We start from the raw sequence: 23,843 nt of genomic DNA, 5'->3' as shown, positions 1-23,843 counted from the left end.
ACTTCAGTATTAAAAACACTAGAAATGTTCGTTGATTTATTTTTGATATATAGTAGATTATTAAGTCAGGTGAATCCACTGAAAAGGACTTACGCATGGACAAGGTTAGGAACTTCATTTGGACAATGGTTGTCACCCATTTCTTTGTTTTGCGAAATTATAGCCCGCTACTATTCCCATTAATCTCTGCCTTATTACAATAGCGTTATATATAATTATAATCCCTACTTTTTTGCTATTGTATAACAAAACAAAAGGAAATAAGGCAGAAATTTCAGGAAATAATTTAATTAAGAAAATGCACAACTCTTCGTATAAAAATAGGAGAGTTGTGCATCGAGTTTAAAAGCTATTTCACACTAGGTAATAATTTATTCAACAATATAGCCACTATAGCAGCTGTTGCGATTGGAGAGCCGAATAAATATTGAACTGTTGTTGGTAATGAGTATAAGAAATCTTTAGGCAGTAATGTTAGGGCTAATGTTAAAATCACTGGTATTGCGATTACATACATTTCCTTTTCACCAATGTGTTCATTTTTCATTACTTGTAAACCACTGATCGCAATAATGCCACAAACGATAACGAATACACCACCGATAACTGCTGAAGGAATTGCAGAAATAAGAGCAGCTAATTTACCAGAGAAGCCGAATAAGACAAACCAAAAACCTGCAGCAATAAAAACACGGCGACTTGCGATACCTGTGATCGATATCACACCTGCATTTGTTGAATAGCCAGTGACAGGAGTTGAGCCTAGTAAGGAAGCAACGAAACAGCCAATTCCTTCCCCGATAACGCCTCGATTAATTTGTTTATCTGTTAATGGTTTGTCGATGACGTTACTCACTGCAAACCATGTACCTGTTGTTTCTGCCATTAAGACGATATAAATAATAACCATTGTAATGATGGCTGAAAAATTGAACGTAAAGCCGAAATCTGCAAATGGAATTTGAGGCATACTAAACCATTTTGCTTGTGATACCGCTGATAAATCTAAGACACCCATAAAATTCGCGGCAATACTACCTGCGATTAAAGCAATGATTACTGAAGTGATACGAAATACGCGACCTTTTTTATGAAAGACTGCACCTAACATAACGCAAACGATAAGAACGGTAGCTGAAATGAGAGCCAAATAGATGTTTTGGTTAATAGATGCACCCGCTGCGTTAAAAATGTTATTACTTAAACCTACAGGCATTAATGAAAGACCGACAACAAAGATAATTGTCCCTCCGACAAGTGGGGGAATGAAAGTATGGACGATTTTATTGAATATACCTGTATAACCTAAAATAATGACTAAAATGGCGCCGATTAAGCTTGCTCCTAGCACAGTACTCCAGCCAAGATCTCCACCACCACTTGTAGCATAAATACCTACAATGGCGCCAAGAGGAACATATGAAGGACCTTGTGCGATCGGTAGCTTCATACAAAAATGAGTTTGGATAATCGTTGCGATCCCTGCCGCAATAAATGTCGATTGAATCAATGCGCTTGATTGACCTGATTGTAAACCGATTAACATGGCAATTAAGAAAGGCACTACATAGACGTCCATTGCCATAACGTGCTGTAAACCAAGTAAGGCTGATTGACCGAATGACACCTTTTCATCTGGTAAAACTGTTAATTGCTGAGTTTTCATTTTATCGTTAGCTAATTTGTTATGTTGCGTTTCCACTAAGATGTACACCTCAAAATTGTAATTTTTTTACGCAAGAGACTATCTATGCTCTAGCGTGAACCTTATTTCCTTGTACCCAAACTTCACGGATATTTTCTGGGCGCACAAGATACATAATTTTTTGGAAGATATCCTGTAAATCTTCCTTGCTATCAAATATAGGAAGTTTTGCAGATGGTATGTTAGTATCGATGATTTGTACATCCCACGTGTAGTCTTCTTGTAATCGACCAATTGGTAGGCTCAAGCTTTCTCCGCCACCTGCTGTTGCTAAATAAAATGCTTCATTAATCGTAATACGTGAATTTGGGACACCACGTTTTTCAGTAGGAAGAGATGGATCAACACCGTCTTCTAGCATTCTAGATGACATAACTGCTTGTCTAGCATTATCGAAGAGGCTAGGGGAGAAACCGCCAGAAATATCTGACCCTAATCCGATATCAACGCCTTTTGCATGGAAGCGGGCAATTGGAATGACACTATTTGCAAAATAAGCATTGGAAATTGGACAATGACCAATTGCTGTGCCTGTTTCAGCAAATAACTGGGCATCGTCATCATTTAAGAAATTGCAATGTGCCATCACAGATTTATCGCCCAGTAGGCCAAAATCATGTAAGGCAAAGGCATCATTTTTCTTAAATCGTTCCTGTACGTAGCCATGCTCCCAATCACTTTCACTACAATGAGATTGGATATGTGTATCATATTTAGCAGCTAACTCTCCCAAACCTTTTAAAGCATCGTCTGTACAGCTTGGGATAAAGCGTGGTGTTACAACTGGATAAACACCCTGTTTCGTTGATTTGGCTAATTCTTTTACAGCTACAATAAATTCTTCTGTATCTTTTAATGCAGATTGCGTAGTTGCATCACGATAATAGTCTGGATTTTGTTCAGGATCGTCCATCACGACTTTCCCAACTAGACCTCGTTGCCCTTTTTCAGCGCAAATATTTGCTAATAGCAGGCTCGCTTCTTTATGGACTGTTGCAAAATAGAGTGATGTAGTAGTTCCATTTGCAAGAAGAGTGCTTACTAAATCTCCATAGACCTCTTGTGCAAACTCTAAATCGGAGAATTTTGATTCGATAGGGAATGTGTATGTATTTAGCCAGTCATAAAGTGGAATATCTAATGCAGTTCCAGCTTGTGCCCATTGTGGTGCATGTACATGCAAATCGATAAAGCCTGGTAAGAAATATTGACCGTCAGCTAATTGATGGAAATTTTCTTGATGTTGATATGTAGTTAGTAGATTTTGATAGTCTGCTTGCTCAGGAGCTACAGTCTTCTCAATCATCCCGTCAGCATTAATGAAGAATAGATGATCCTTTAAAATTTGTACTTCAGTAGGAGATTTACTTGAAAAAGCTGTCCCTTTGAAAATTAACGTATAATCAGTCATAAAAACCACCTTAATGTTCGTGTATTGATGTATGCATGGATTATTATAGGTCATTAAAACTGTTAAGTCTATATAAAAACGAATATTAATGAGGGTGGTTTTAGGTTTTTTAAAAAGTTTTGTCTGTTTCTACCTCTTTTTGGAATTATCGAGATGGTTCTTTTTTGTTAAAACGTATGCTTTGTATATTAGTTGATTGGAGTGGAGGCTGGGCGACTCCTTGGGGATCAGCGTCACAGATGAGACCCTGGAGCGAAGCGAAGCGGCTCATCGGACGCCCCCAGGAAAGCGCCCAGTCGGAACGGAAATCAACCACACGTTTTGGTAATGAGCAATTGAGATATAGTTAGTTACAAATTTTTGCAAAAAAAGACTACACTTCAATTCGTTGTTGTACAAATTTTGTGTAGTTCAAGCTTTAAAAAATGACTGTTATGAAATGGAGTCATTTACGATGTTAATAAAAGTATTAAAGGTCGAGGAGGTATTTTGTTCATTTTTCCGTGTGCATAGATAAATAGGACGCTGAATGTCGATGTCTTTTATAAAAACTCGGGCTACTTGCTGCCGTTGAAGAAAGCTTGAAGCTGCTATAGATGGGGCTAGCATCGTACCATATCCAGCAGCAATGGCGTGAATTGATTCATTGATACCATCCAGTTGCAGCCCTACTCTTGGTGGTGGGATTTTATGCACCTTACATAAAGCGTTTAAATATTCTTTTGTAGAGCTACCATCTTCTCGTGAAACAAATGGCTCTTGCATTAATTCCGCTAAAGTCACTTTTTGATCTGTCAACGGATGTCCATATGGGACGATAAACCAATAATCGAGATTCATGAGGAATTGATAATTAATATCTGGATGATGACCGTCCTCTTTTACGATAAAAGCAATATCAGCCTTATAGTGAAGTAATTCTTCAATAACTTGTTGGGAATTAGCCGATTTTATGTGGATATTAGTTGCCGGATAGGCATGCTTATATTTTGCGAGCCATTTCGGTAATAAAAAATGGGATGGAACATGGGTAGAAGCAATTTGTAATTCTTCATTACCGGTGTTTTTTAATTGCTCTAATTTGTGTTCAATATCCAATTCTAAATCAAATAATCGCTGAGCCTGTTGAAATAAAAACTCCCCATTTTGTGTTAAGGTAATTCCTCTACCTTTCGATTCTAAAAGAGTTAAGTCTAGTTCTTTTTCTAAATTTTTAATTTGAATGGTAACGGCAGGCTGACTAATCATTAGAGCTTGTGCTGCCTTTGAAACACTTTTGAGTTCAGCTACTTTTGTGAATAATCTAAGAGCATGTAAATTCATTAAGTATCCACCTTTTATAAAAAAATTTTATCCTTTTATATAAATTATATATTAGATTTATTAATTTTCCCTCTGTATCCTTTTAATTACAAAAAGTTTTTAGGGGGTGGGGACGAGATGAATCGACAGCATGTTGGAATTTTATTTGGAGGGGTGCTATTACTTGTAGTGGCAATGGGAATTAGCCGATTTGCATTCACACCAATTTTGCCATTTATGCGTAATGATGTCGGGTTTTCGTTTGAAGTTGCAGGATTTTTGGCATCAAGTAATTATATTGGCTATTTTATTGGCGCGTTGTGGGCAGGATTTATCAATCGCCAAAAAAAGAACTTTTTATTGTTAAGTGTTATTTTGAATGTCCTTTCTATTGTTCTTATGGGAATCATTGAAATATATAATGTTTGGCTTGCACTTCGTCTGATTGCAGGCATCACAGGGGGACTTATTTTTGTCTTAACATCGAGCATTATTATGGATTATTTAGCAAAGCATTCCCTTACACGATGGTCAGGCTATTTATTTGGTGGTATTGGATTAGGAATTGCTATTTCAGGTTTATTCGTACCTGCATTTGAAGCGCGTTTTGCTTGGCAAGGTACATGGATCGGCCTAGGGGTTTTATCTGCTGTGTTTTTAGTGATGACATTTATACTTTGGAGAGATTTGGATGTACAGGAAAGTGTGAGGACCGCAAAATCCTCCGATGCAAAAATGACAACGGGCTTTATGCCATGGCTGATTGTCGCATATGGCTTAGAGGGGTTAGGTTATATTATCACAGGTACTTTTTTAGTGGATATCATTCATAATATTCCTTCACTGCAAGAGTACTCTTCGTATAGCTGGGTCATTGTTGGGGTAGCGGCCATACCGTCAGCACCTGTTTGGACTGTATTATTAGAGAAATTCTCAGCAATTAAAATTTTGTTTGTGGCATACATATTGCAAGTTTTAGGTATCTTGTTACCAGTATTTTCACAAACAGCATGGAGCGTATTATTATCGTCCTTTTTATTCGGCTTAACATTTGTAGGAATTGTGACGTTAACGACATCTTATGCACGTCAGCTATTCCCAACGCAAAGTGGTCCAGTAGTATCATTGTTAACAACGTTTTATGCATTTGGACAAATTATTGGTCCAATCATCGCTGGTCAGCTTGTGGCCGTTTATAATAGCTATAAGGCAGCGCTTATCTTTGCAGGAGTCATTGTATTTTTTGCATTGATTGTGATGGTATGTGGAAGATGGATCACTGTTAAACGACAGGCGACTTTAGATCATGCATTGCCTATCAAAACTCAATCTAGTCCTTAAATTAGAAAAGCCAGAAATCCAATTAGGATTTCTGGCTTGAATATTTACCTAAAGATGGCGTGCCTCTATCTACATGATATAAAAAAATAAAATATAAGTCTATATCTTTTTTTACATATATGAAAAAATATTGATGTGCACAAAAGACGTAACGTTACGATCCTATAAAGAAATGAGGAAATAGAATGAAAAGAACAGTAACAACGGAAGAGGCGATTAGACGCTGGAATCAAAATGCAGAAAGGTTTACAGCAGACTATGATGAGCATGGTGGTATTCACCGTGAAGTATTATTGAACCCAGCTATTTTTTCTTTATTGGAAGAGGTGGAAGGGAAAAGTCTATTAGATGCAGGATGCGGAGAAGGTTATCTAAGTAGAATACTTGCTCAAAAAGGAGCTATTGTCACAGCTGTTGATTATTCAGAAAAAATGCTGGAAATTGCTAGGGAAAGAACACCTGGGGAAGTCACTATACAATATGAATATGGAAATTGTGAAAAACTAAATTTTTTAGCAGATGAACAGTTCGATTGTATTGTTTCCAATATGGTACTGCAAGATTTAGAGAATTATCAGGCAGCTTTGAGTGAGATGTATCGCCTGTTAAAGCCAAATAGCACATTCATCTTTTCGATTCTTCATCCTTGCTTTATTACGCCTAATAGCGGATGGATCAGAAATGAAAAACTTGACCAACAGTATTGGAAAGTTCAGCGATATTTTTATGAAGGTGTATATGATCAAAAGCTTCCGCTAGATTCTGATGAAAAAATTGTCTTTTATCATCGAACATTAACGAACTATATGAAAGCAATTATTCAAGCAGGATTTACGATAGAAGACGTTATCGAACCGATGCCTTCAAAAGAGATGCTTACAAAGTATCCACAATTCGAGGAAGATTTACATTGTGCAGATTTTATCGTATTTAAATTAAGAAAATAAAGGAGGGAAACATGTGCGCATATTTCATGTCAGTGAGGAAAATGATATTACAGTTTTTCATCCCCGATTACCTGATCGACCAGATTTAGATCCGAAAAAAGGGCTAGTATGGGCAATCAACGATACATGTTTGCCTAACTTTTTAACACCTAGAAATTGCCCGCGTGTTTGTTATCATATTGGTGCTACTACTACGGAACAGGATAAACGAGCTTTTATAGCATCGACACAATGTTCACACGTTATTGTTATTGAAAGCAAGTGGTTTGAGACGATGAAAAATACGAAACTTTACTTATATGAATTTGATCGTAATGGATTCACACTACAAGATCAAAATGCTGGCTACTATGTAAGTGAAACAACACAATTTCCTATTGTTAAATTTGAAGTGGAAAATTTATTTGAGGAACTGTTTAAGCGCAATGTTGAATTGCGGGTAGTCGATAATTTGTGGGATATTCATGATGAAATTCAAAAAACATCATTTAACTGGTCGATGTGTAGAATGCGATTTGCACAGCCAAGAAAATAACAGCCAAGCCTCGTAAACGTTACAGTCGCGTTTACGAGGCTTGTTGTATCTAAACAATAATTGTTTGTGCTAATGGAGTAGAAGTCACGTCAATCAATTTGCTTTCTTTATATGTAAATATATATTCATAGTTGTTTGTTTCTTCTAGCATTTTCGGTAAGTAATATTTAAGATCTGCTATTCCAACATTTTGAGGGTGGAAAATCCATGAGAGATCTTTCCAATCGAGAATGCCTTCTGCGACTTTAATCGGTGTCACATATGAATAGGACTCTGGTAATTCCGCAATAAAGGCATACATGCAGCCAAAGTTGATGGTACCGTCAGTCCACGTTATTTTTCCTTTGTATGTAATATCCTGAAGTGCAATGCCTGTTTCTTCTTTAATTTCTCGTAATGCACCAGCCAGTGGAGTTTCATTTTTCTCAATCTTTCCCCCTACACCATTCCAAGCTCCCATCCACTCTGGAAAATCCCTATTTAGCAATAATATTTGGTTACCCTTTTTAAGAAAACAGATTGTAAATTCAACCAAGTCTTTTTCCTCCTTTTAAAATGGCAAAGCGAAAATTTCAAGCATCTGAATTTGGCAGATTCCAGTCAGTACGCTTCCTCCATTTATCTGCTTTTAAATTAAATATATTTGCATTTTTGATAACTTCTCGTTTTTTTCATGCATGTATTACTAGTTCAAAAAATCTAGATAAAGAAATAGTAGCACAAATCTGTGAAATGAATGTGCTACTTAAATAATAAAAGTCAGTTAAAAGAATCAATATCGCTTATTAAAAATGAATAGAGGGGCAAGGAAGCAATTTAAGTCATTGTAAGAGCTGTTGACGGACTTTTCTAATGAGTTATAGTGATACTTATACGAAATTGCTAAAAAATGAGGTGCGCATATGATTTTAATAAGCTCCTGCTTAGCAGGATTAAAGGTACGTTATAACGGAACAGATAGTTTAGATGGAAGAATTCAACGGCTTGTGTTAGAAAATAGGGCAGTAACTGTGTGCCCTGAACTTATGGGCGGTTTTTCGACGCCTCGTGAGCCAGCAGAAATAGTTGGCGGAGATGGTGAAGACGTTCTTGATGGAAGAGCGAGAGTGATTGAAAAATCTGGAAGTGATGTAACGGAGCTTTATTTAAAAGGTGCATATGCAACATTACAGAAAGCACTCGAACTAGGTGCAACTAAGGTTATATTAAAAGAGTATAGTCCATCCTGTGGCAGTGCAATGATTTACAATGGAGATTTCAATGGGACAAAATTAGTTGGCGTAGGCGTAACGACTGCATTGCTCAGAAGAAATAATATTGAGGTCTTTTCTGAAGAAGATTTTTTCTCAGATATCAAATAATTTTATCATTGTAAAGTTATGAAAAGTTGAATTCCTTTCGATACAAAAAGGAATTCATTTTTTTTGAGAGAAATGCAAAGTATTTTCGTTGTATAGTTTGATCTATTGATATCGTTTGTTTTATCTCCTTACCTGTTCTTTGCTAAAAATTTTCGCTCTGTTTGATACTAGTTTTCTTAAAGAGCCTTCCAGACGAACCGAGATGGGGAATCACACGTCAACTTGATTTAAAATACGTCTGAGAGCTCGTTTAATTTTTAGTGGTTAACTAAAAAAAACTCTTGTTAAAGAGGTGAAATTTGGATTCGATTTAAAGGCGAAACCCTCACACATCGGGATGAAAGGTTTGCCAGGTGGATAGTCTTTTTCATTGGATAATAGGCTAAGCCCGTTATCGAAAATAGGCGTCAGCTCCCAAGTTTTTTCTTTTGGATCGTATAAAAATAAAATGTTATTTGTATGCCGATCTTCATTTAGAATAAGGGCATCAAAAGCAAATAGCTGTGCAATCTGATCATGTACAACGAGTCCTGTATACTGCTCAACCTGCGCCATTAATTGCTCGAATTTTTCTTTAGTAGAAAGTGTTTTGTTATTTGTAATAGGGTCCGTAGAGCTGAAATTTGCTTCAAACAAGCGCTCAAGTGTCACTTCCTGTTTTGTACCACGAAAGTCGAGTGAATTGCAGCCTTCAAATTGTTCACCGTCAGCCAACTGAATGATACATGGCTGATAGACGACATATTTAGAGCGATCAAGAGTTGAGCATTCAAGAATGAGGGAAGCTAATACTTCTGCTTGCCCCTCATAACCTCGTGCATTTTGTTTGACCCACTTGTTGCCGATACGCCATTTCGATTGATTGCCTTTGCTAGAGGTACTAATAATATGTTGAGCGTCGATAGGAATATGAACTGTTTCCATGTCATCACAACCAATCTAGTTTGAATTTCTTTTATTATATAGTGGCAACATCATTTAACGCACGAAAAATTGCCACAAACCAGTATTGTTTGAAACGTCGATCCAATTTACTGTTTGCAAATTCTGACATACCGTATTTAAATCACCTTCATCTTCTATAATTAGCACTTTAGCTTTTTTAACATAAAATGTCTCCCTTTCTTTAAAATCTTATTTCCTTTTCCGATTTGACAGGAGAAAGAACAACGCTATAACTAGGCTTGCATAGATAAATATCCAAGCAAACTGCCAATAAAAGTTGTTCGGTATTGTTTTTATAGAATCTTCTGAACTCATCATTTCCAATGACAGGTGGACAGGTGGAAACAGCCAAATCAGTCCCTTTATCTGAAGAATCGACTCTTTTAAGGTAGCGATCACAACAGAAACAATTAAGATGCTAAGTACACCCCACCAAGTATTTTGATTGTTTTTGACGAGTTCTCTTGTAAAGATAGCTGAAAGTGCAATGGCTAGTACAGATAAACTAAAATGTGAGAGGATTCCTAGTAATTGATGGATAAATCTTGGATCTTCTCCAAAGGCACCGATTAGAGTAGGGTAGATTACGGATACACAGCTTAAGCCTAAACCGATTAGGCCACAGATAATAAAAATCCCTAAATTGTACTGTTTTCGACTTTTTGCATGAAGCGTGGTAATTACTTTTTGCTCTTCATCTTCTGCGTGAAATAGTGTGATTGTAAACCATCCCATTAGAAAGAAGAGAATGATAGCTGTAAACGAATAGCTATCTAAAATTGGATTGGGGACAAAGGTATAGTTTACAACAAGACATAAAATGAAAATTGAAAAGGGTGGAACATATTTATAGGTTCTTAAATAATTGATAAATTGATAGCGTAATAAACTAGTCATGTCGGCGTCTATTCTTCCTCATTAAAAATGGGTATAGAATTGTTCCTCCTTTACGTTTATCGGGATTAATTGTTTAATTGAGGCTTTTTTATGTAGTAGCTCTAATAATACTGGGTCTGTATCCTGTGCCTTAATAAAGGTAATTACCTCAAAACAACCGTTGTTTAAAAGACTTTGTTGTTGAATTTCAAGAATAGGTAATAGGTTATCTACTAATTCCTCACTTGAAATTTCAAAAATTAATTTATTTTTCGATGTATTCCACTTATGTGTTGAATCACTTTGAATGACTTTGTTATTTTGAATAACAAGGACGGTATCAACAAGATGTTGAAGTAATTTTGTTTCATGACATGTTAAAACGATACTTAACCCTCTGTCCTTTAAAATAGAGAGAGTTTCTTCTAAATCGCTCTGTGCTTTAGGATCCAGTCCTGACAATGGTTCATCTAAGATTAGTAGATCTGTATCTTCAAGCATTGCCTGCATGATCATAACCTTTTGCTTCATACCTTTGGAAAAATTATCAATCCGGATATTCCGTGCATCCTGTAAATGAAATAATTCAAGTAAGTCATTTATTCTTTGCTGTAGTTGTTTTTTGGTCATACCTCGAATGCTGCCCATATGATAAAGATATTCTTCAGGTGTAAACAGAATATGTGAAGGCGTCACTTCTGGCACATACCCAATTTTTAATGATTGTCGATGTTTCACAATAGAACCACTGTCAGCATCGACTAATTCTGCAATGATCTTTAGAAGGGTACTCTTACCTGACCCATTCTTTCCTACAAGAGCTATTATTTGATTGGCACAAATAGAAAATGTAGCATTCTCTAAAATTTGCTTACCTCTATACTGTTTAGAGATGTTCTGGATTTCCATAATCGTATTCATCTTTACACACCTTTATTTTTAAGCATTCTTATTCTAAATCACTGCTATTTCTATATATGTATACTTACGGTTTATCACCAAAGTTGTGGGTGACTTTTTTAAAGACGTATGCTTTGTATATAAGTTGATTGGAGTGGAGGCTGGGCGACTCCTTGGGGATCAGCGGTTCATCGGAGGCCCCAGGAAGCTCTGCTCTGCGCGAAAGCGAAGTGTCAGCAACAAAATGTTTTATCTGTGCGAAAGCGAAGCGACAGCAACAAAGCGCCCGGTCGGAACGGAAATCAACCACAAGTTATGGTGATGATTCATACTTACGATGTACAAAGTCCAAGACCAGTAACTGTAAATTTAGTATAGATGAATATTAGTTCTATTGCTAATGAAAATTGGTTTAATTTCCTGTTTTTGGTTAGTTTACAATAAAGGGTCTGCCCAATTTTGAGCAGACCCTTTTGATTATAATGATCGATATTTTTTTAGACTGACAATATTTAATGTAATAAACACAAGAGCGAAGGAAGCGAGAATGGCTAAGTCCGGTAAAATGTCACTAAAGGAATATCCTTTATACATAACCCCATTCAACGCGTCAGCTGCATAATATAATGGCATGATTCGACCTATATTTTGTAGCCACTCAACCATGTTATCGAGTGGGAAAATACCTGAAAAGAAAATTTGCGGTACAATGACAAGCGGAATAAATTGCATCATTTGAAACTCTGAAGCAGCAAAACTTGATAAGAGAGCTCCTAATGATAATGAAACAAGTGCAACGATAATATTGATTAGTAGAACGAGCCAGATGGAGCCAACGTGCACGATATCCAGGACATAAATCCCGAATAGAACAATAATAGTCGTTTGAAGTAAGGCAAACAAACCATAACCAATCATATAGCCAGCAACAATTTCAGAACGTTTAATCGGCGTAGCTAGTAAACGTTCCAGTGTCCCTGAAGTTCGTTCTTTTAACAAGGCTATACCTGTGATTAAAAAGACGAAGAAGAAAACAAAGAAACCTATAAGCATCGGGCTAAAAATATCAAAAATAGCGGTATTTTCATCACCGTATACATAGTCAGTCGTCAACTTCATCTTTGAAGATTGCTCTGGCTGCAAAACCTGAGAAAGCTTCATCTTTAAAGCTTTGGCTGTAGATGGATCATCATTTAATAATGTGAGCTTCAATTGAGTTTGATCGAAAGCTAACCAGCCATCATATTCTTCTTCTTTTAAGTTGGTAATAGTAAAATCATTGTTTTCGATGACATGAAAATCTGCAGCCTCAAGTTTTTCAATTAGCTGTACAGGACCATTTGAAACAACGAGTGTTACTTCAGGCTCATCACTATTAAAAACAAAATACATTAGCGAAAGTACAAGAAGTGGTGCCAAAAATAATAAGGCAAGTGTACGTTTATCGCGAACCATTTGCTGAATAATTCTTGTAACAATTGCGCCGATTCTCATAGTGCTTCACCTCCAGCCTTTAAAAATACTTCATCAAAATCTTTTGCTTGATAATGAGCTTTCAAATCATGAGGGGTTCCATGTGCGATGATCCGGCCATTGCGTAGCATAGCCAACTGGTCGCAGCGCTCTGCCTCATCCATTGCATGTGTCGTTACTAAAATGGTTTTATGCTCATCGTTTTTTAAACGAATTAACTCCTGCCAAATTTCTTTTTTTAGTACGGGATCAATTCCAACAGTTGGTTCATCTAAAATTAACAACTTTGGATTTTGAATAAGGGCAATTGCAAGGGATAGTCTCCGTTTCATCCCTCCAGAATAATTCATCACCTTACTGTTTAAATCATCCGTTAAATGAACAAGGTTTGCAGCATAATTTACACGTTCAGCTCGCTCCTTTTTCGATAATCGATATAGCTTTGCAAAAAAATGGAGATTTTCATGACCTGTTAAGTCTAGATACAGTGCATCAGATTGTGCCATATAGCCAATATCCATCAGCAATTGCTTATGAGGAACGACTAAATCTAATACTTGAATACTACCATTATCCGGTTTGATCATGCCCATAATCATTTTAATCAATGTCGTTTTCCCACAGCCAGAAGGGCCAAGCAAGCCAATAAGTTGCCCCTTTGGAATTTCTAAGGAAAGCGGGGCAATTACTTGTTTTTGATGAAACTTTTTTTCAATCGAGTTTAGTGAAATTGCGTTGTTTCCCATGTATTCATCTCTCCTTTTACTGAACACAGTGTTGATAACTGAAATTGTAAGGCAATGATTAAGCGATTACAATAAACAGAATAACAAAAAGTGTTCATTGATTACGTTTTTGAGTTAAGAGTAATCATCCCGCCTAACTTAAACAGAAATGGAATAAGCGTTAACAAACTTAAACCTACCAGAATCGTTGAAAATACTAGCTCTGTCCATCCAATTAAATGAGTCTCGAACATCCTATGAATGATTAGGGAGTTGATTGGAATATTAAGTAGTAATGCTGTTACAAGTCCAGGTGCATATTTTTTCATTACTAATGTTGCTAGAAGATGCGGAAAAATAGCATTGATCATCATCGCGCCTAAAAATCCAATGAAAAACCATTTCGCAAAATTAGATTGGGGCAAAAAGATAAAGAAAAATGCCGATAAATAAGCTAAAGCTGTAATCACAAACACTGCGAAATGAAATTCATTTGGCGTCACAGCTTTTTGAAACTTTGAACCGTGCTTTGACCATTGAGGTAACCATATAGCTTCTTCAATATTGTGTAGGGTAATGGCTAAACAAAAGAAAACGACTAAAGCTTCCATAAATTTTCCTCTCCTTTACTGAACACAGTGTTGATACTAATGAAATTTTACGTTAGCATATTGGCAATTACAATGAACAAGTTGGTATAAAGTGTCAATAGAACGGAGGGTATACATGTCTATCCATAAAATGATGAATTTTGAAACAAAGTCAGCTATAAAAAATGCATTAATTATACAAATAGAAGAGGTAGGCTTTGAACGAGTAACCGTTAAAAATCTGGCTTCTACTGCAAACATTAATCGAGGAACGTTTTATTTACATTATAAGGATTAGTTTGAAGTAATGGAGGATTTGCAGCAGGAGCTATTAAATGAACTAGAAAGTTATGTTAAACATGTGCAACCATTAGAAGCCTTTCACATATTAAAAACGGGGCAGCTATATCAACCATTTGTTGAAGTCATTACATGCATTAAAGAGCATGCCACAGCTTTTCGAGTTATCTTAGGGGAGCAGGGAAGCCCAGCATTTAGCAAAAGGATGAAGGAAGTATTTAGTAATCAAATATTAGACAGACTATCCGTTATTGGAGAGGAATTACAAGATTCAGGTTTCCAGCAATATTTAAAGGCTTTTATAGCTTCTGCAATTTTGGGAGTTATTCAGGAGTGGCTAGACAGAGGAAATGAGGATGTAAGTGTGGAGGAATTGGCAACAATTCATTCCCGTTTAGTGCTGTTTATTTGTAATTTAACGTCTACGCAGTATTGAATGTTAACACAGGTTTCACGTGTATTAGCAATAAAAATCTGCTTGTTCAGAGAAAGCAAGCAGATTTTTACATTATAAATACAAATCCCTTTTAACAAAAACACGAATAGCCAACATATAACATAGCATCCCGATTAAAAATAATGCTCCTAGCATCCAAATGGACGAGCTATCTTGAGCCATTAATTTTTCTGGGTCAAACAACGAATAAATCGTAAAGTACTGAAGCTTTTCTAAAGAGCCCCCCATATTGCCAAGTGCCTCAATTAAGTAAAACAGTATGGGCACTCCGGTACTATACGCGTAAGTAGTTCTTAAATCCTTGCTACTGCACGAAACAAGAAAACAGTAGCCACTAATGGCAAAGTGTAAGAAAAAAAGACCGATATTTAATGTCAGAAAAGCAGTGATATCCAATTCATTTGGAAATAAAATCTCGGAAAATATAATTGTAGCCAAAGTTGTCGTCGAGAGAAGTATAAAGAGGCTAGCAACTAGAAAGAAAGCTTGTGTGAAGACAATTTTAAAACGTGTATTCGGTGTTGCAATTAAGTATGCCATAGAACCATTATCTATATAGCCCATTATGAGCTTATTTGCTAACATGATCATGAAAACTAACGGAAGAATTAGTAATAAAAATCCATACAGATAGGTAGATAAAAACTCAATTAATGAATCACCTATATTACTCATACCAAAAGCCGCCATCATTTCGGGCATCGTTTCAGTAAGTTGTTTAAGGGTATTGCTCATTTCAGGGTTATACATATAGACAATACTAATGATATATAGCATTAATACAGCGAGTATAATACTAAATAGTTTTACAGTAGCTAGCATTTCATGTTTTAGCAAAGTAAAGTTCATGATTCTGTACCTCCTTTTTCGTAGTAATGCATGAATATATCTTCAAGAGATTGAGAAATCACATCAAGGTCAATAATTTGATAGTTTGCTAATGTTGGAAGCAATGTTTGGACATTACCCTGAACTTTTACAATGGCTTGTGTTGGCCCGATTTGTTCAATTTTAAATGGTTCTTTTAGGAAACGAGATAGCTCCTGCTCGTTGTGCAATTCGATTAAAAACTTTTTTGATTTGCGTTTTTTTAAGTCAGCAATTGTTTCGGTTGCAACAATCTTCCCAGCATTAATTATGCCTACACGATCACAAGTTTTTTCGATTTCCTCAATCATATGAGAGGACATAAAGATCGTCGTTCCTTTTTCTTTTTCAGCTAAAATAAATTCAATAAATTTTGTTTGCATTAGAGGGTCTAATCCACTTGTTGGTTCATCTAGAATGACGATCTCAGGGTTATGCATAAACGCACAAACTAAGCCAACTTTTTGTTTCATCCCTTTTGACATTTTTTTTATAAGCCCTGTAGCATTTAATTCAAAGTATTGCATGAGTTCGTGTGCTCTTGTTAAATCGTTTAATCCTCGCATTTGCGCAATAAATTTAATAAATTGTTGACCCGTCATTTTATCAATAAAAGCTATTTCACCTGGTAAATAGCCAATAAATTTTTGTATTTCAGCCGTAGATTGACGACAATCTAATCCTTTAATGAAACAACGTCCTTCTGTCGGTTGTAAAAAGCCCATTAAATGCCGGATTGTTGTAGATTTACCTGCACCATTGGGACCTAAAAATCCGAACACCTCACCTTTATTAATTTGTAAGTCCACATTTTGTATGCTATAAAATTCTCCAAATTTTTTAGTCAAATTAGTGACCTCAATCATTGTCATACAATTCACCTCTTTGTGTTTTTGTATACTAATTGCTTTAAAAATTGAAAATAATCGTTTGCTTCCTCCATGCATTGTTCTAAAAGTTGGTTAAAGGCCTCACTGTTATCTACATTACTTTTTAATTGTTCTTCATATCGATCACTTATTCCATCCGTAACCCACCGAATGGTATCTATTGCTTTTTTACTATCTATATTTTTATGAAACAAATCGTAATCAATTCCTGCAAACACACTTTCATAGGAACTATTTTGTAAAGTTAAATTATATTGATCGAGCTCACTTCTTACTTCTAAACTTGTTTCGATATACGTCTTTTTAAGAAAATCAAATAAAGTATGGTACTGCATAATTAATTCCAATTTTATTTTCATGATTTGTTCATAGCGTTTAAATATGTCAGGCTCTTCTAAATCTAAGCGGCTATTGATTGCATCAATGAAAATCGTTGTAACGTATTCATATAAGTAAAGATATAAATTTTTTTTACTACCAAAATAGTGATATAAAATACCTTTTGAAATTTTGGCATCTTTAATGATCTTATTTGTTGAAGCGGTATCGTAATTATTGATGGAAAATTCTTTGAGTGCAGAGTTGATAATTTTATGTTGTTTTTCAACCTCTAAATTAAGAAATGTTCGATACAAGTTTTTTCTCCCTTCAGTTTATTATAAACACGATTATATATGAGTTGACCATGGTGGTCAATTGAAGATATGGATATTTTTTCAAAAGGGGTCAAGGAGTTATCAAGTGAATTTTAGGGTGGGGTGCCTTGTGTGTAACAGATAGGGGAGAGAGGGAAGGAAAATATCGTGATATTCTTCGGAAATAAGGAGAAATGCAGAAGGGGTGACGAGTCCTGTAGTTGAAGTAAACAATTTCCGATACAATGTTTTTCGGGTAAAAGCGGGTAATCGAGACCCCTCAGGTAGGATTAAAAGTAACTTCCTATGACAACGCCTTCGTGACCAACATCACGTTACCTGAGGAGGCTCATTATTTTCTCACGAAAAACTTCTGACTGGAATCAAATGTCTTCTAGGTCAAATGCTTTTAAGTATTTAAAGAATGATGATTTGGAAAAAATCATGTGATTTCTAAAGAACAGGTATTTAATTTCCATAATAATTATGCAGTGCTACCTCTAAACGTTCTTCCAGGTGCTTCGAAATATAGCTCAACACAAATTGCTCTTTTTCCATCTCAATTTGTGAGGAGCGGAAAATTTTTGTAAAGAAACTTACCTTGTTTTCCGTAGAAAATTGCTGTAATGCTTCTGTCCGCAATGTCGACACAATTTCATTTTCAATATGACGCTCACGAATTTTTTGGACAATATCCTTCACGCTATCCTCTTGCAGCTCTGAAATTTGCCTTTGTAGATTTTCGTTTTCTTCTTTAAGTTCAGCTGTTTCCTTTTGAATTTCTTCAACTTGAAGACTAGATTCGGAGGATAGTAATTGAAATTTTTGCGCAAGAAAATCTTGATTAATCGTGACTTGTAATGCTCCGTGCTCTTCAGTTGGAAAGATATTAAAGAGTCCTGTTTGTATCATTTGCTGTAGCACGTTTCCGAGAACATCGACTTTGTTGGTTAAATCATCAGTACCTAAAGTTGTTGCAGTTATTTGATGGTTAATGAGTTGAGCATGATCATCAAGACCAAGTAAAAGCTTCAAACCTTTGACGCGATGTTCATCCTTTAGCAGTAATATCATACGAAGTCTTAAAATGGAAGGAAGGTTCAAACGAATATTGGTGTTTGGGCTATTCGTAGCATTATCAAAAATATATTGTTCAAATGGTTTAATGTAATAACGAAGCTTCGCATCAGTTATTTCAAACCAGCCAGCGACATCTGAAGTAGAATAATAATTTGATTCCTCAACATGCGCTAAATAGTCGTCATTATAAAGTATTTCTTCTAGAGGCGGCGTATTTTGTATTACGACAAATAATGGGTCATGTTGCACAATTCTGAGTACCATTTCTTTTGCATCATTTACTTTAAGCATCCTTTCACACCCCACTTTATTTTTCCGTAAATGTATCTATATAGGTTTCTATTCCATTGGAAGCAATTGTATGCCTATTTTCTTGAGGAAAATATTATTAGAACTAGTGACCTTTTATGACTCTTAAGAAAAAGTTAAGAAATTCCCTCGCAATTCTTTAAGAAATGCTCGGTATATTTAAAACATTCAAATATTACTCATGAGCGGGGAGAAAAAAGTAATGCAATTTATAACGTTTCTTACTGAATTTATAAAAAATCCAAAAAATATAGGCGCAATTTCACCTAGTTCTAAAAAATTAGCAAAAAAAATGGTTGAAACGATTTGCTTTGAAAAAGCCCAATGTATTGTTGAACTAGGCCCAGGCACTGGCTCCTTTACAAAAGAACTAATGAAAAGAAAAGAGAAGACTACGAAGCTAATTCTTATTGAATATAATGAGATTTTTTGTGAAAGGCTCCGTCAACAATTTGAGCATGAGCCAAGTGTAATTGTTATACATGGATCAGCTGAGGATTTATGCATGTATATGGCAGCATTAAATATCGAAAAAATTGACTATGTCGTATCTGGGTTACCTTTTACATCGTTGAATCCAGCCGTTTCATCACGAATTTTACATAATGTAAAGGATTGCTTAGAGGATGGAGAATTTATTACATTCCAATATTCACTTGTAAGAAAATCCTTTATTCAACAATTTTTTGAGAACATTTCACATGAAAAAGTGTGGGTTAATCTTCCGCCAGCTTATGTGTTGAGCTGTAAACTAGGAAATAAGAGGGCTAGCTAATGGGGTTACAGGATCTTTTATCATTTATTGAGCAGTATGGTTATTTTGCTTTGTTTTTTAGCTTATGGCTAGGAATTGTGGGTATGCCGCTTCCTGATGAGATGATCGTTATGAGTGGTGGATTTCTATCATCATTAGAAAAAATGAGTGTGATTAAAGCATTTATATTAACGTATTTAGGTGTAGTGTCAGGACTTTCTTTAGGTTATATCCTAGGTAAAGTATTTGGTCATAAAATACTTGATAAATTGGTGAAGAAGAAAAATGCTAAACATTTATTGAAGTCAAAAGAACTAATAGATAGGTACGGGCATTTTGCTTTAGTCGTAAGCTATTTTATACCATTCGTAAGACATATCATTCCTTACTTAGTGGGTATGAATAACATGTCATTTAAAAAATATGCGATGTATTCCTACACAACAGGTTTTGTTTGGACATTGATTTACTTTACACTTGGTTTGTTCTTTGGAAAACATATGGAATATATTTCTGCGCTAGCTACGAGATATGGAATATATTTTGGGGTTTTCGTCGCTATTGTAGGGTGTTTTTATTATTTTTATATACGAAAATTAAAAAAATAGTTAAAATTAGGAACGGAAATTATTGTAAAGGAAATAGTTTAACAGGTAAAAAGCGCTCAGTCGGAACGGAAATCAACGTTATGGTGATGAGCCTGGTTAACACATTTGATAGTTTAATATATTTTGAAATTGGTGGGATTAGATGAGTAAAGAAACAATTCTTATTGTGGATGATGAAAAAGATATTAGAAATCTTATTGCTATTTATTTAAAAAACGAAGGCTTTGATGTACTAGAAGCAAGTGATGGAGAGGAAGGTCTTAATCTTTTAAAGAAGCATAAAGTACATTTAATTGTCCTAGATATTATGATGCCAAATGTGGATGGTATTGAGATGTGTATGAAAGTAAGGAAAATAGCCGAGATGCCAATTATTATGTTGTCCGCAAAATCACAGGATATGGATAAGATTACTGGATTAACTTTAGGGGCAGATGACTATGTAACAAAGCCATTTAACCCTTTAGAGCTAATTGCTCGAATAAAATCTCAGCTTCGTAGATACATCAAAATGAATCGACTTGATATGATGGACGAGAATGAGATAGAAATTGGCGATATGCGAATTAATACTGCCACACATGAAGTAATCGTTAACAATGAAAAAGTGAAGCTGACGCCAAGGGAGTTTTCAGTACTTGAATTACTCGCAAGAAATCAAGGAATGGTCATGAGTGCTGAGCAAATTTATGAAAGGGTTTGGAAGGAAGAAGCCATACAGTCTGAAAATACGGTCATGGTACATATTCGTAAAATTCGAGAAAGAATTGAGACAAATCCAAGAAATCCTCAATATATTAAAACCGTATGGGGAGTAGGTTATAAAATTGAGAAAGATCATTAAGCCATTTAAATACTTACTAAGCAAACTTAAATTATTTTTAGTGAATACCATTACAAAAGTTCGGGAAAGTATTAGAATTCAACTTTTAACAACCTTTATCCTTTGTGCATTTCTCGGTTTACTTGTTGCACGATTTACTCTACCGTATGTTGGGAATCCAACACCTACCATTGACTACAGTGGAGATATGCAGCAAATAAATTTTCAAGCAAAGCAAGCGGCAGATTTGGCTGTTAGTGAAAATAGTGTCGAAACTATACTGCAAATGATTGAAGCAGAAAATGAAAAACTGAAATCGACAGAGCGAGCGCTGAAAGTGTTAGTTACCGATGAGCACGGTAAAGTTTTGTATAAAACAAAGCAAGCGGAAGAGGAACAAATTGATGTACATAATAAGATTCGTCAGGTAATGGATTTTGCAATCAATAATCCACTCTATAATTTTAATTATGATATACCTACAGTCGAGCAATCGCATAAAGAAATTATCGCCTTTAATCCAATAACTATAGAAGATAAAAATTTATATTTGTTTGTCAGTGGTATTCCAACAGGCGTACTTATTACAAGCATTACGGAGGGTCCTTTTCCCGTATTAATTGGTATTGCTGTTTTTGCCCTGTCATTCTTTTACTTAACAAAACGAAAAATGAAACAAATTGAGTCGTTGGCGGAGGGGGTTAAGGAAATCGCAAAAGGTGATTTAACTTATCGAATTGAAAAAAAGGGGATAGATGAAATAGCTTTATTAACAGAGAACGTCAATCATATGGCCGAAGCAATTATGACGAATATAGAGATGGAACGAAGGATTGAAAAACAAAAAAATGAATTAATTACTAATGTTTCGCATGACCTACGAACACCACTTACTTCGATTATGGGCTATTTACGATTGTTAAGAGATGAAAGGTATGACACGAAGGAGCAGTATGATGAGTATTTAAAGATTGCTTTTTCAAAATCTGAACAATTAAAAAACCTAATTGATGATTTATTTGAGTATACGAAGCTAACGAATGAAAGCATTGTCCTTGTGCAACAAGAGGTATGTATCAATGAGCTTCTCGATCAATTAATTGAGGAGTTAATCCCGCAGGCAGAGGAAAACCATCGTTCATTTATAAAAAATTTCTCTGAGGAACGGATCTTTACTACGGTCGATTCCGAAAAAATTGTCAGAGTTTTTGATAATTTATTAATGAATGCCATTAAATATAGTACAGGTGACGGTAAGATTTTTGTTTCTCTTGAAAGACAAGAGGGCAATGTTCGAATCTGTGTTGCAAATGAAAGTGATGAATTTACATCCGAAGAGCTAATGAATTTATTTGAGCGATTTTATAAAAAAGATCAGTCTAGAACAAGCGTAGCGGAAGGTTCAGGACTTGGACTTGCTATTGCAAAGAGTATAGTAGAACTACATGGTGGTAAAATTGATGCAAAATATGCAGATCACTTGCTGAAGTTTTTCATTGAATTACCTGTTACACCTGCTGAATAGTGATCGTGTGATTGGTCAACGTATTGTTAGTAAGCATGTCTTGGATATTAGTTAAAATATATGTGTCTTTTATTAGTATTTGAATTTCTGTTTGTTTGTACTGTCGTTGGAATTCAAAAATATATTCGATTATTATTTGTAAGTTTACACGGTTTTTAATTTCCACCTCGACAAAAAACGGTAATGTTAGTTGGGGAAGTTTTGTACTGCCGCCGCGACGAATCCAAATTGCTTCATTGACGTAATAACGTATAGGTAGTTGACGATTACTTGCGATAAATATATCCATTTAATACTCCTTTGTATAAACCGATTTAATAAAAGCCTATAGGAAATTAGATTAATCGTCAAAAGATATACTACGTGGAAAATATTTGGATGTTTTGTCAACCGAACTACTAAAGTGATTGTAGAATTTAAAAAAATGGCAATTAAGCAAGCCTAGGAAACTAGTAGAAACTATAATTACTCAAAAAGAGAGCTGTTCAATGTTGAATAGCTCTTTTTTGAGTGTTGGGTAGCCCCTCAAACTGATGAAAAGTCGTATTCATCAATCGTCTCTAAAAAATATGTAAGCGCAGGTGACTGCACTTCGTCATTGCGGTAAATAAACCAAGTGGGGATTTGAGCCTGCTTTGTCGTTAAAATATGCAATGAGAGTGACTGTGTCTCCATATATCTTTGAGCAATTGCACGGGGCAGTAATGTTACACCTAGTCCAGCGGCTACACAGCCAATGATTCCATCAAGGGTGCCAAATTCCATGCGTTTTTGTGGTCGTACACCATCCTCATGCAACCAATGCTCTAAAATGGCTCTATATGAGCAGCCATTGGGAAAAGTAATAAACGTACTGTCCTCTAAATCTCGTAAGCTATCAATCCGTCTATGCTTGTTAGATGTGATCACAACAAGCTCTTCACAGATAAATTCTTTCGCAAGGATATTTTCTTTGTAAACGGGTCCCACTACAAATGCACCATCTAATTCATAGTTTTCTAACCGTTCTATATTTTGTAGAGAAGGGCTTGTTAGAATCGTTATATCTATCTGTTCATGAGCTTTATGGAAAGTTCCTAATAGGGCAGGCAAGTGTAGTGCTGCGGTTGTTTCCATCGAACCGATGCGTAAAAGCCCTCTATTTTCCTCTGTATCATTAAGTATTTCAAATGATTTTTCATAGAGGTGTAGCATTTTTAACACCATCTCATAAAATTGTTCTCCTTTTGGTGTCAATCGGATCCCTCGATGTCCTCGATAAAAAAAGGTCGTATGATACATGGCCTCAAGATTTTGTATTTTCATAGAGATATTGGATTGCGTGTAATTAAGTTCTGCAGCAGCCTTAGAGAAGCTACCTGTTTGCACGACCGTCCGAAAAATAGTGAGATCATTAATATTCATATTTTTCCTCCAGACATCAATTTATTTGATATCTATTATAAAGAATTCGTGTTATTTGTGATACCTGGACTTTTGTTATA

26 protein-coding genes are annotated in these 23,843 nt (G+C 35.5%); 10 read left to right on the top strand and 16 right to left on the bottom strand.

Translation table 11 applies throughout. The features are described from left to right. Nucleotides 1-349: 349 nt before the first annotated feature. The 3 genes from ACB089_RS17970 to ACB089_RS17960 form a co-directional block, all read right to left on the bottom strand. A complete protein-coding gene (locus ACB089_RS17970) occupies nt 350-1,702 on the bottom strand; it encodes a uracil-xanthine permease family protein (RefSeq protein ID WP_374963193.1) in 1,353 nt (450 codons plus the stop codon). 46 nt (nt 1,703-1,748) lie between these two features. Then, nucleotides 1,749-3,116, bottom strand: coding sequence for a guanine deaminase (gene guaD / locus ACB089_RS17965; RefSeq protein ID WP_374963191.1), 1,368 nt, complete (start codon nt 3,114-3,116; stop codon nt 1,749-1,751). Nucleotides 3,117-3,548: 432 nt separating this feature from the next. Further along, nucleotides 3,549-4,439, bottom strand: coding sequence for a LysR substrate-binding domain-containing protein (locus tag ACB089_RS17960; RefSeq protein ID WP_374963189.1), 891 nt, complete (start codon nt 4,437-4,439; stop codon nt 3,549-3,551). A 117-nt stretch (nt 4,440-4,556) separates the two neighbouring features. On the opposite strand from ACB089_RS17960, the gene ACB089_RS17955 reads away from it, so the two are divergent. The 3 genes from ACB089_RS17955 to ACB089_RS17945 all read left to right on the top strand — a co-directional run bounded on the left by ACB089_RS17955 (nt 4,557) and on the right by ACB089_RS17945 (nt 7,241). Further along, a complete protein-coding gene (locus tag ACB089_RS17955; RefSeq protein WP_374963187.1) occupies nt 4,557-5,759 on the top strand; it encodes a YbfB/YjiJ family MFS transporter in 1,203 nt (400 codons plus the stop codon). Between the two features lie 185 nt (nt 5,760-5,944). After that, on the top strand, nt 5,945-6,706 hold the full coding sequence (locus tag ACB089_RS17950; protein ID WP_374963186.1) for a class I SAM-dependent methyltransferase: 762 nt from the start codon (nt 5,945-5,947) through the stop codon (nt 6,704-6,706). Between the two features lie 13 nt (nt 6,707-6,719). Further along, entirely contained in the window at nt 6,720-7,241 is a 522-nt protein-coding gene (locus tag ACB089_RS17945; RefSeq protein ID WP_374963184.1) for a DUF6886 family protein, read from the top strand. Between the two features lie 49 nt (nt 7,242-7,290). Here ACB089_RS17945 and ACB089_RS17940 read toward each other — a convergent pair whose 3' ends face one another. Next, a complete protein-coding gene (locus ACB089_RS17940) occupies nt 7,291-7,776 on the bottom strand; it encodes an NUDIX domain-containing protein (RefSeq protein WP_374963183.1) in 486 nt (161 codons plus the stop codon). Between the two features lie 367 nt (nt 7,777-8,143). Here ACB089_RS17940 and ACB089_RS17935 point away from each other — a divergent pair, with 367 nt between their 5' ends. Then, a complete protein-coding gene (locus ACB089_RS17935) occupies nt 8,144-8,602 on the top strand; it encodes a DUF523 domain-containing protein (protein ID WP_374963181.1) in 459 nt (152 codons plus the stop codon). A 264-nt stretch (nt 8,603-8,866) separates the two neighbouring features. Here the strand turns inward: ACB089_RS17935 and ACB089_RS17930 are convergent, their stop codons facing one another. The 6 genes from ACB089_RS17930 to ACB089_RS17905 form a co-directional block, all read right to left on the bottom strand. After that, complete coding sequence (locus ACB089_RS17930; RefSeq protein WP_374963179.1) at nt 8,867-9,526, bottom strand: hypothetical protein; 660 nt, start codon at nt 9,524-9,526, stop codon at nt 8,867-8,869. Between the two features lie 210 nt (nt 9,527-9,736). After that, nucleotides 9,737-10,444: an ABC transporter permease gene (locus tag ACB089_RS17925; RefSeq protein ID WP_374963177.1), complete on the bottom strand. Its 708-nt coding sequence runs from the start codon at nt 10,442-10,444 to the stop codon at nt 9,737-9,739. A 21-nt stretch (nt 10,445-10,465) separates the two neighbouring features. Beyond that, nucleotides 10,466-11,332, bottom strand: coding sequence for an ABC transporter ATP-binding protein (locus ACB089_RS17920; protein WP_374967590.1), 867 nt, complete (start codon nt 11,330-11,332; stop codon nt 10,466-10,468). Nucleotides 11,333-11,800: 468 nt separating this feature from the next. After that, complete coding sequence (locus tag ACB089_RS17915; protein WP_374963176.1) at nt 11,801-12,817, bottom strand: ABC transporter permease; 1,017 nt, start codon at nt 12,815-12,817, stop codon at nt 11,801-11,803. Then, entirely contained in the window at nt 12,814-13,542 is a 729-nt protein-coding gene (locus ACB089_RS17910) for an ABC transporter ATP-binding protein (RefSeq protein ID WP_374963174.1), read from the bottom strand. Before ACB089_RS17910 ends, ACB089_RS17915 begins: the two co-directional genes overlap by 4 nt. Nucleotides 13,543-13,643: 101 nt before the next feature. Beyond that, a complete protein-coding gene (locus tag ACB089_RS17905; RefSeq protein ID WP_374963172.1) occupies nt 13,644-14,132 on the bottom strand; it encodes an HXXEE domain-containing protein in 489 nt (162 codons plus the stop codon). A 115-nt stretch (nt 14,133-14,247) separates the two neighbouring features. Between ACB089_RS17905 and ACB089_RS17900 the strand changes: the two genes are divergently transcribed. Beyond that, entirely contained in the window at nt 14,248-14,409 is a 162-nt protein-coding gene (locus ACB089_RS17900) for a TetR/AcrR family transcriptional regulator (RefSeq protein ID WP_374963170.1), read from the top strand. Nucleotides 14,410-14,418: 9 nt separating this feature from the next. After that, nucleotides 14,419-14,847, top strand: coding sequence for a TetR-like C-terminal domain-containing protein (locus tag ACB089_RS17895; protein WP_374963168.1), 429 nt, complete (start codon nt 14,419-14,421; stop codon nt 14,845-14,847). Between the two features lie 72 nt (nt 14,848-14,919). On the opposite strand, the gene ACB089_RS17890 is transcribed toward ACB089_RS17895, so the two are convergent. The 4 genes from ACB089_RS17890 to ACB089_RS17875 all read right to left on the bottom strand — a co-directional run bounded on the left by ACB089_RS17890 (nt 14,920) and on the right by ACB089_RS17875 (nt 18,631). Further along, entirely contained in the window at nt 14,920-15,717 is a 798-nt protein-coding gene (locus ACB089_RS17890; RefSeq protein ID WP_374963167.1) for an ABC transporter permease, read from the bottom strand. After that, nucleotides 15,714-16,601 carry an ABC transporter ATP-binding protein gene (locus tag ACB089_RS17885; protein WP_374967589.1) on the bottom strand — a complete coding sequence of 296 codons (888 nt, stop codon included), beginning with the start codon at nt 16,599-16,601 and terminating at the stop codon, nt 15,714-15,716. Before ACB089_RS17885 ends, ACB089_RS17890 begins: the two co-directional genes overlap by 4 nt. An 11-nt stretch (nt 16,602-16,612) precedes the next feature. Continuing rightward, entirely contained in the window at nt 16,613-17,260 is a 648-nt protein-coding gene (locus tag ACB089_RS17880) for a TetR/AcrR family transcriptional regulator (protein WP_374963165.1), read from the bottom strand. Nucleotides 17,261-17,728: 468 nt separating this feature from the next. Further along, the gene (locus tag ACB089_RS17875; protein ID WP_374963163.1) at nt 17,729-18,631 is read right to left on the bottom strand and encodes a hypothetical protein; all 903 of its coding nucleotides are present in this window, start codon (nt 18,629-18,631) and stop codon (nt 17,729-17,731) included. Between the two features lie 220 nt (nt 18,632-18,851). On the opposite strand from ACB089_RS17875, the gene ACB089_RS17870 reads away from it, so the two are divergent. The 4 genes from ACB089_RS17870 to ACB089_RS17855 all read left to right on the top strand — a co-directional run bounded on the left by ACB089_RS17870 (nt 18,852) and on the right by ACB089_RS17855 (nt 22,359). Continuing rightward, entirely contained in the window at nt 18,852-19,424 is a 573-nt protein-coding gene (locus ACB089_RS17870) for a class I SAM-dependent methyltransferase (protein ID WP_374963162.1), read from the top strand. Then, nucleotides 19,424-20,011: a DedA family protein gene (locus tag ACB089_RS17865; RefSeq protein ID WP_374963160.1), complete on the top strand. Its 588-nt coding sequence runs from the start codon at nt 19,424-19,426 to the stop codon at nt 20,009-20,011. Before ACB089_RS17870 ends, ACB089_RS17865 begins: the two co-directional genes overlap by 1 nt. A gap of 142 nt (nt 20,012-20,153) precedes the next feature. Continuing rightward, a complete protein-coding gene (locus tag ACB089_RS17860) occupies nt 20,154-20,855 on the top strand; it encodes a response regulator transcription factor (RefSeq protein ID WP_374963159.1) in 702 nt (233 codons plus the stop codon). After that, a complete protein-coding gene (locus ACB089_RS17855; protein WP_374963158.1) occupies nt 20,839-22,359 on the top strand; it encodes a sensor histidine kinase in 1,521 nt (506 codons plus the stop codon). The genes ACB089_RS17860 and ACB089_RS17855 overlap by 17 nt, the downstream gene beginning before the upstream one ends. Here the strand turns inward: ACB089_RS17855 and ACB089_RS17850 are convergent. Both ACB089_RS17850 and ACB089_RS17845 read right to left on the bottom strand, forming a co-directional pair. Next, complete coding sequence (locus tag ACB089_RS17850; protein WP_374963157.1) at nt 22,343-22,648, bottom strand: hypothetical protein; 306 nt, start codon at nt 22,646-22,648, stop codon at nt 22,343-22,345. The genes ACB089_RS17855 and ACB089_RS17850 overlap by 17 nt on opposite strands. A gap of 236 nt (nt 22,649-22,884) precedes the next feature. Further along, on the bottom strand, nt 22,885-23,763 hold the full coding sequence (locus tag ACB089_RS17845) for a LysR family transcriptional regulator (protein ID WP_374963155.1): 879 nt from the start codon (nt 23,761-23,763) through the stop codon (nt 22,885-22,887). Between the last annotated feature and the right edge of the window lie 80 nt (nt 23,764-23,843).

Origin of the sequence: Lysinibacillus sp. RS10 (genome assembly GCF_041956855.1) — a bacterium.
GTDB lineage: Bacteria > Bacillota > Bacilli > Bacillales_A > Planococcaceae > Lysinibacillus > Lysinibacillus xylanilyticus_A.
Note: the sequence above shows the minus strand (reverse complement) of the source record. Positions and strands in the feature narration are given on the sequence as shown.

What these genes read in the sequence shown, in the direction of transcription:
- ACB089_RS17845 (WP_374963155.1), bottom strand. Translation starts at nt 23,763, where the DNA reads ATGAATATTAATGATCTCACTATTTTTCGGACGGTCGTGCAAACAGGT.
- ACB089_RS17860 (WP_374963159.1), top strand. Translation starts at nt 20,154, where the DNA reads ATGAGTAAAGAAACAATTCTTATTGTGGATGATGAAAAAGATATTAGA.
- ACB089_RS17905 (WP_374963172.1), bottom strand. Translation starts at nt 14,132, where the DNA reads ATGGAAGCTTTAGTCGTTTTCTTTTGTTTAGCCATTACCCTACACAAT.
- ACB089_RS17930 (WP_374963179.1), bottom strand. Translation starts at nt 9,526, where the DNA reads ATGGAAACAGTTCATATTCCTATCGACGCTCAACATATTATTAGTACC.
- ACB089_RS17875 (WP_374963163.1), bottom strand. Translation starts at nt 18,631, where the DNA reads ATGCTTAAAGTAAATGATGCAAAAGAAATGGTACTCAGAATTGTGCAA.
- ACB089_RS17865 (WP_374963160.1), top strand. Translation starts at nt 19,424, where the DNA reads ATGGGGTTACAGGATCTTTTATCATTTATTGAGCAGTATGGTTATTTT.
- ACB089_RS17910 (WP_374963174.1), bottom strand. Translation starts at nt 13,542, where the DNA reads ATGGGAAACAACGCAATTTCACTAAACTCGATTGAAAAAAAGTTTCAT.
- guaD (WP_374963191.1), bottom strand. Translation starts at nt 3,116, where the DNA reads ATGACTGATTATACGTTAATTTTCAAAGGGACAGCTTTTTCAAGTAAA.
- ACB089_RS17900 (WP_374963170.1), top strand. Translation starts at nt 14,248, where the DNA reads ATGTCTATCCATAAAATGATGAATTTTGAAACAAAGTCAGCTATAAAA.
- ACB089_RS17870 (WP_374963162.1), top strand. Translation starts at nt 18,852, where the DNA reads ATGCAATTTATAACGTTTCTTACTGAATTTATAAAAAATCCAAAAAAT.
- ACB089_RS17920 (WP_374967590.1), bottom strand. Translation starts at nt 11,332, where the DNA reads ATGGAAATCCAGAACATCTCTAAACAGTATAGAGGTAAGCAAATTTTA.
- ACB089_RS17850 (WP_374963157.1), bottom strand. Translation starts at nt 22,648, where the DNA reads ATGGATATATTTATCGCAAGTAATCGTCAACTACCTATACGTTATTAC.
- ACB089_RS17960 (WP_374963189.1), bottom strand. Translation starts at nt 4,439, where the DNA reads ATGAATTTACATGCTCTTAGATTATTCACAAAAGTAGCTGAACTCAAA.
- ACB089_RS17890 (WP_374963167.1), bottom strand. Translation starts at nt 15,717, where the DNA reads ATGAACTTTACTTTGCTAAAACATGAAATGCTAGCTACTGTAAAACTA.
- ACB089_RS17935 (WP_374963181.1), top strand. Translation starts at nt 8,144, where the DNA reads ATGATTTTAATAAGCTCCTGCTTAGCAGGATTAAAGGTACGTTATAAC.
- ACB089_RS17950 (WP_374963186.1), top strand. Translation starts at nt 5,945, where the DNA reads ATGAAAAGAACAGTAACAACGGAAGAGGCGATTAGACGCTGGAATCAA.
- ACB089_RS17895 (WP_374963168.1), top strand. Translation starts at nt 14,419, where the DNA reads ATGGAGGATTTGCAGCAGGAGCTATTAAATGAACTAGAAAGTTATGTT.
- ACB089_RS17915 (WP_374963176.1), bottom strand. Translation starts at nt 12,817, where the DNA reads ATGAGAATCGGCGCAATTGTTACAAGAATTATTCAGCAAATGGTTCGC.
- ACB089_RS17925 (WP_374963177.1), bottom strand. Translation starts at nt 10,444, where the DNA reads ATGACTAGTTTATTACGCTATCAATTTATCAATTATTTAAGAACCTAT.
- ACB089_RS17955 (WP_374963187.1), top strand. Translation starts at nt 4,557, where the DNA reads ATGAATCGACAGCATGTTGGAATTTTATTTGGAGGGGTGCTATTACTT.
- ACB089_RS17885 (WP_374967589.1), bottom strand. Translation starts at nt 16,601, where the DNA reads ATGATTGAGGTCACTAATTTGACTAAAAAATTTGGAGAATTTTATAGC.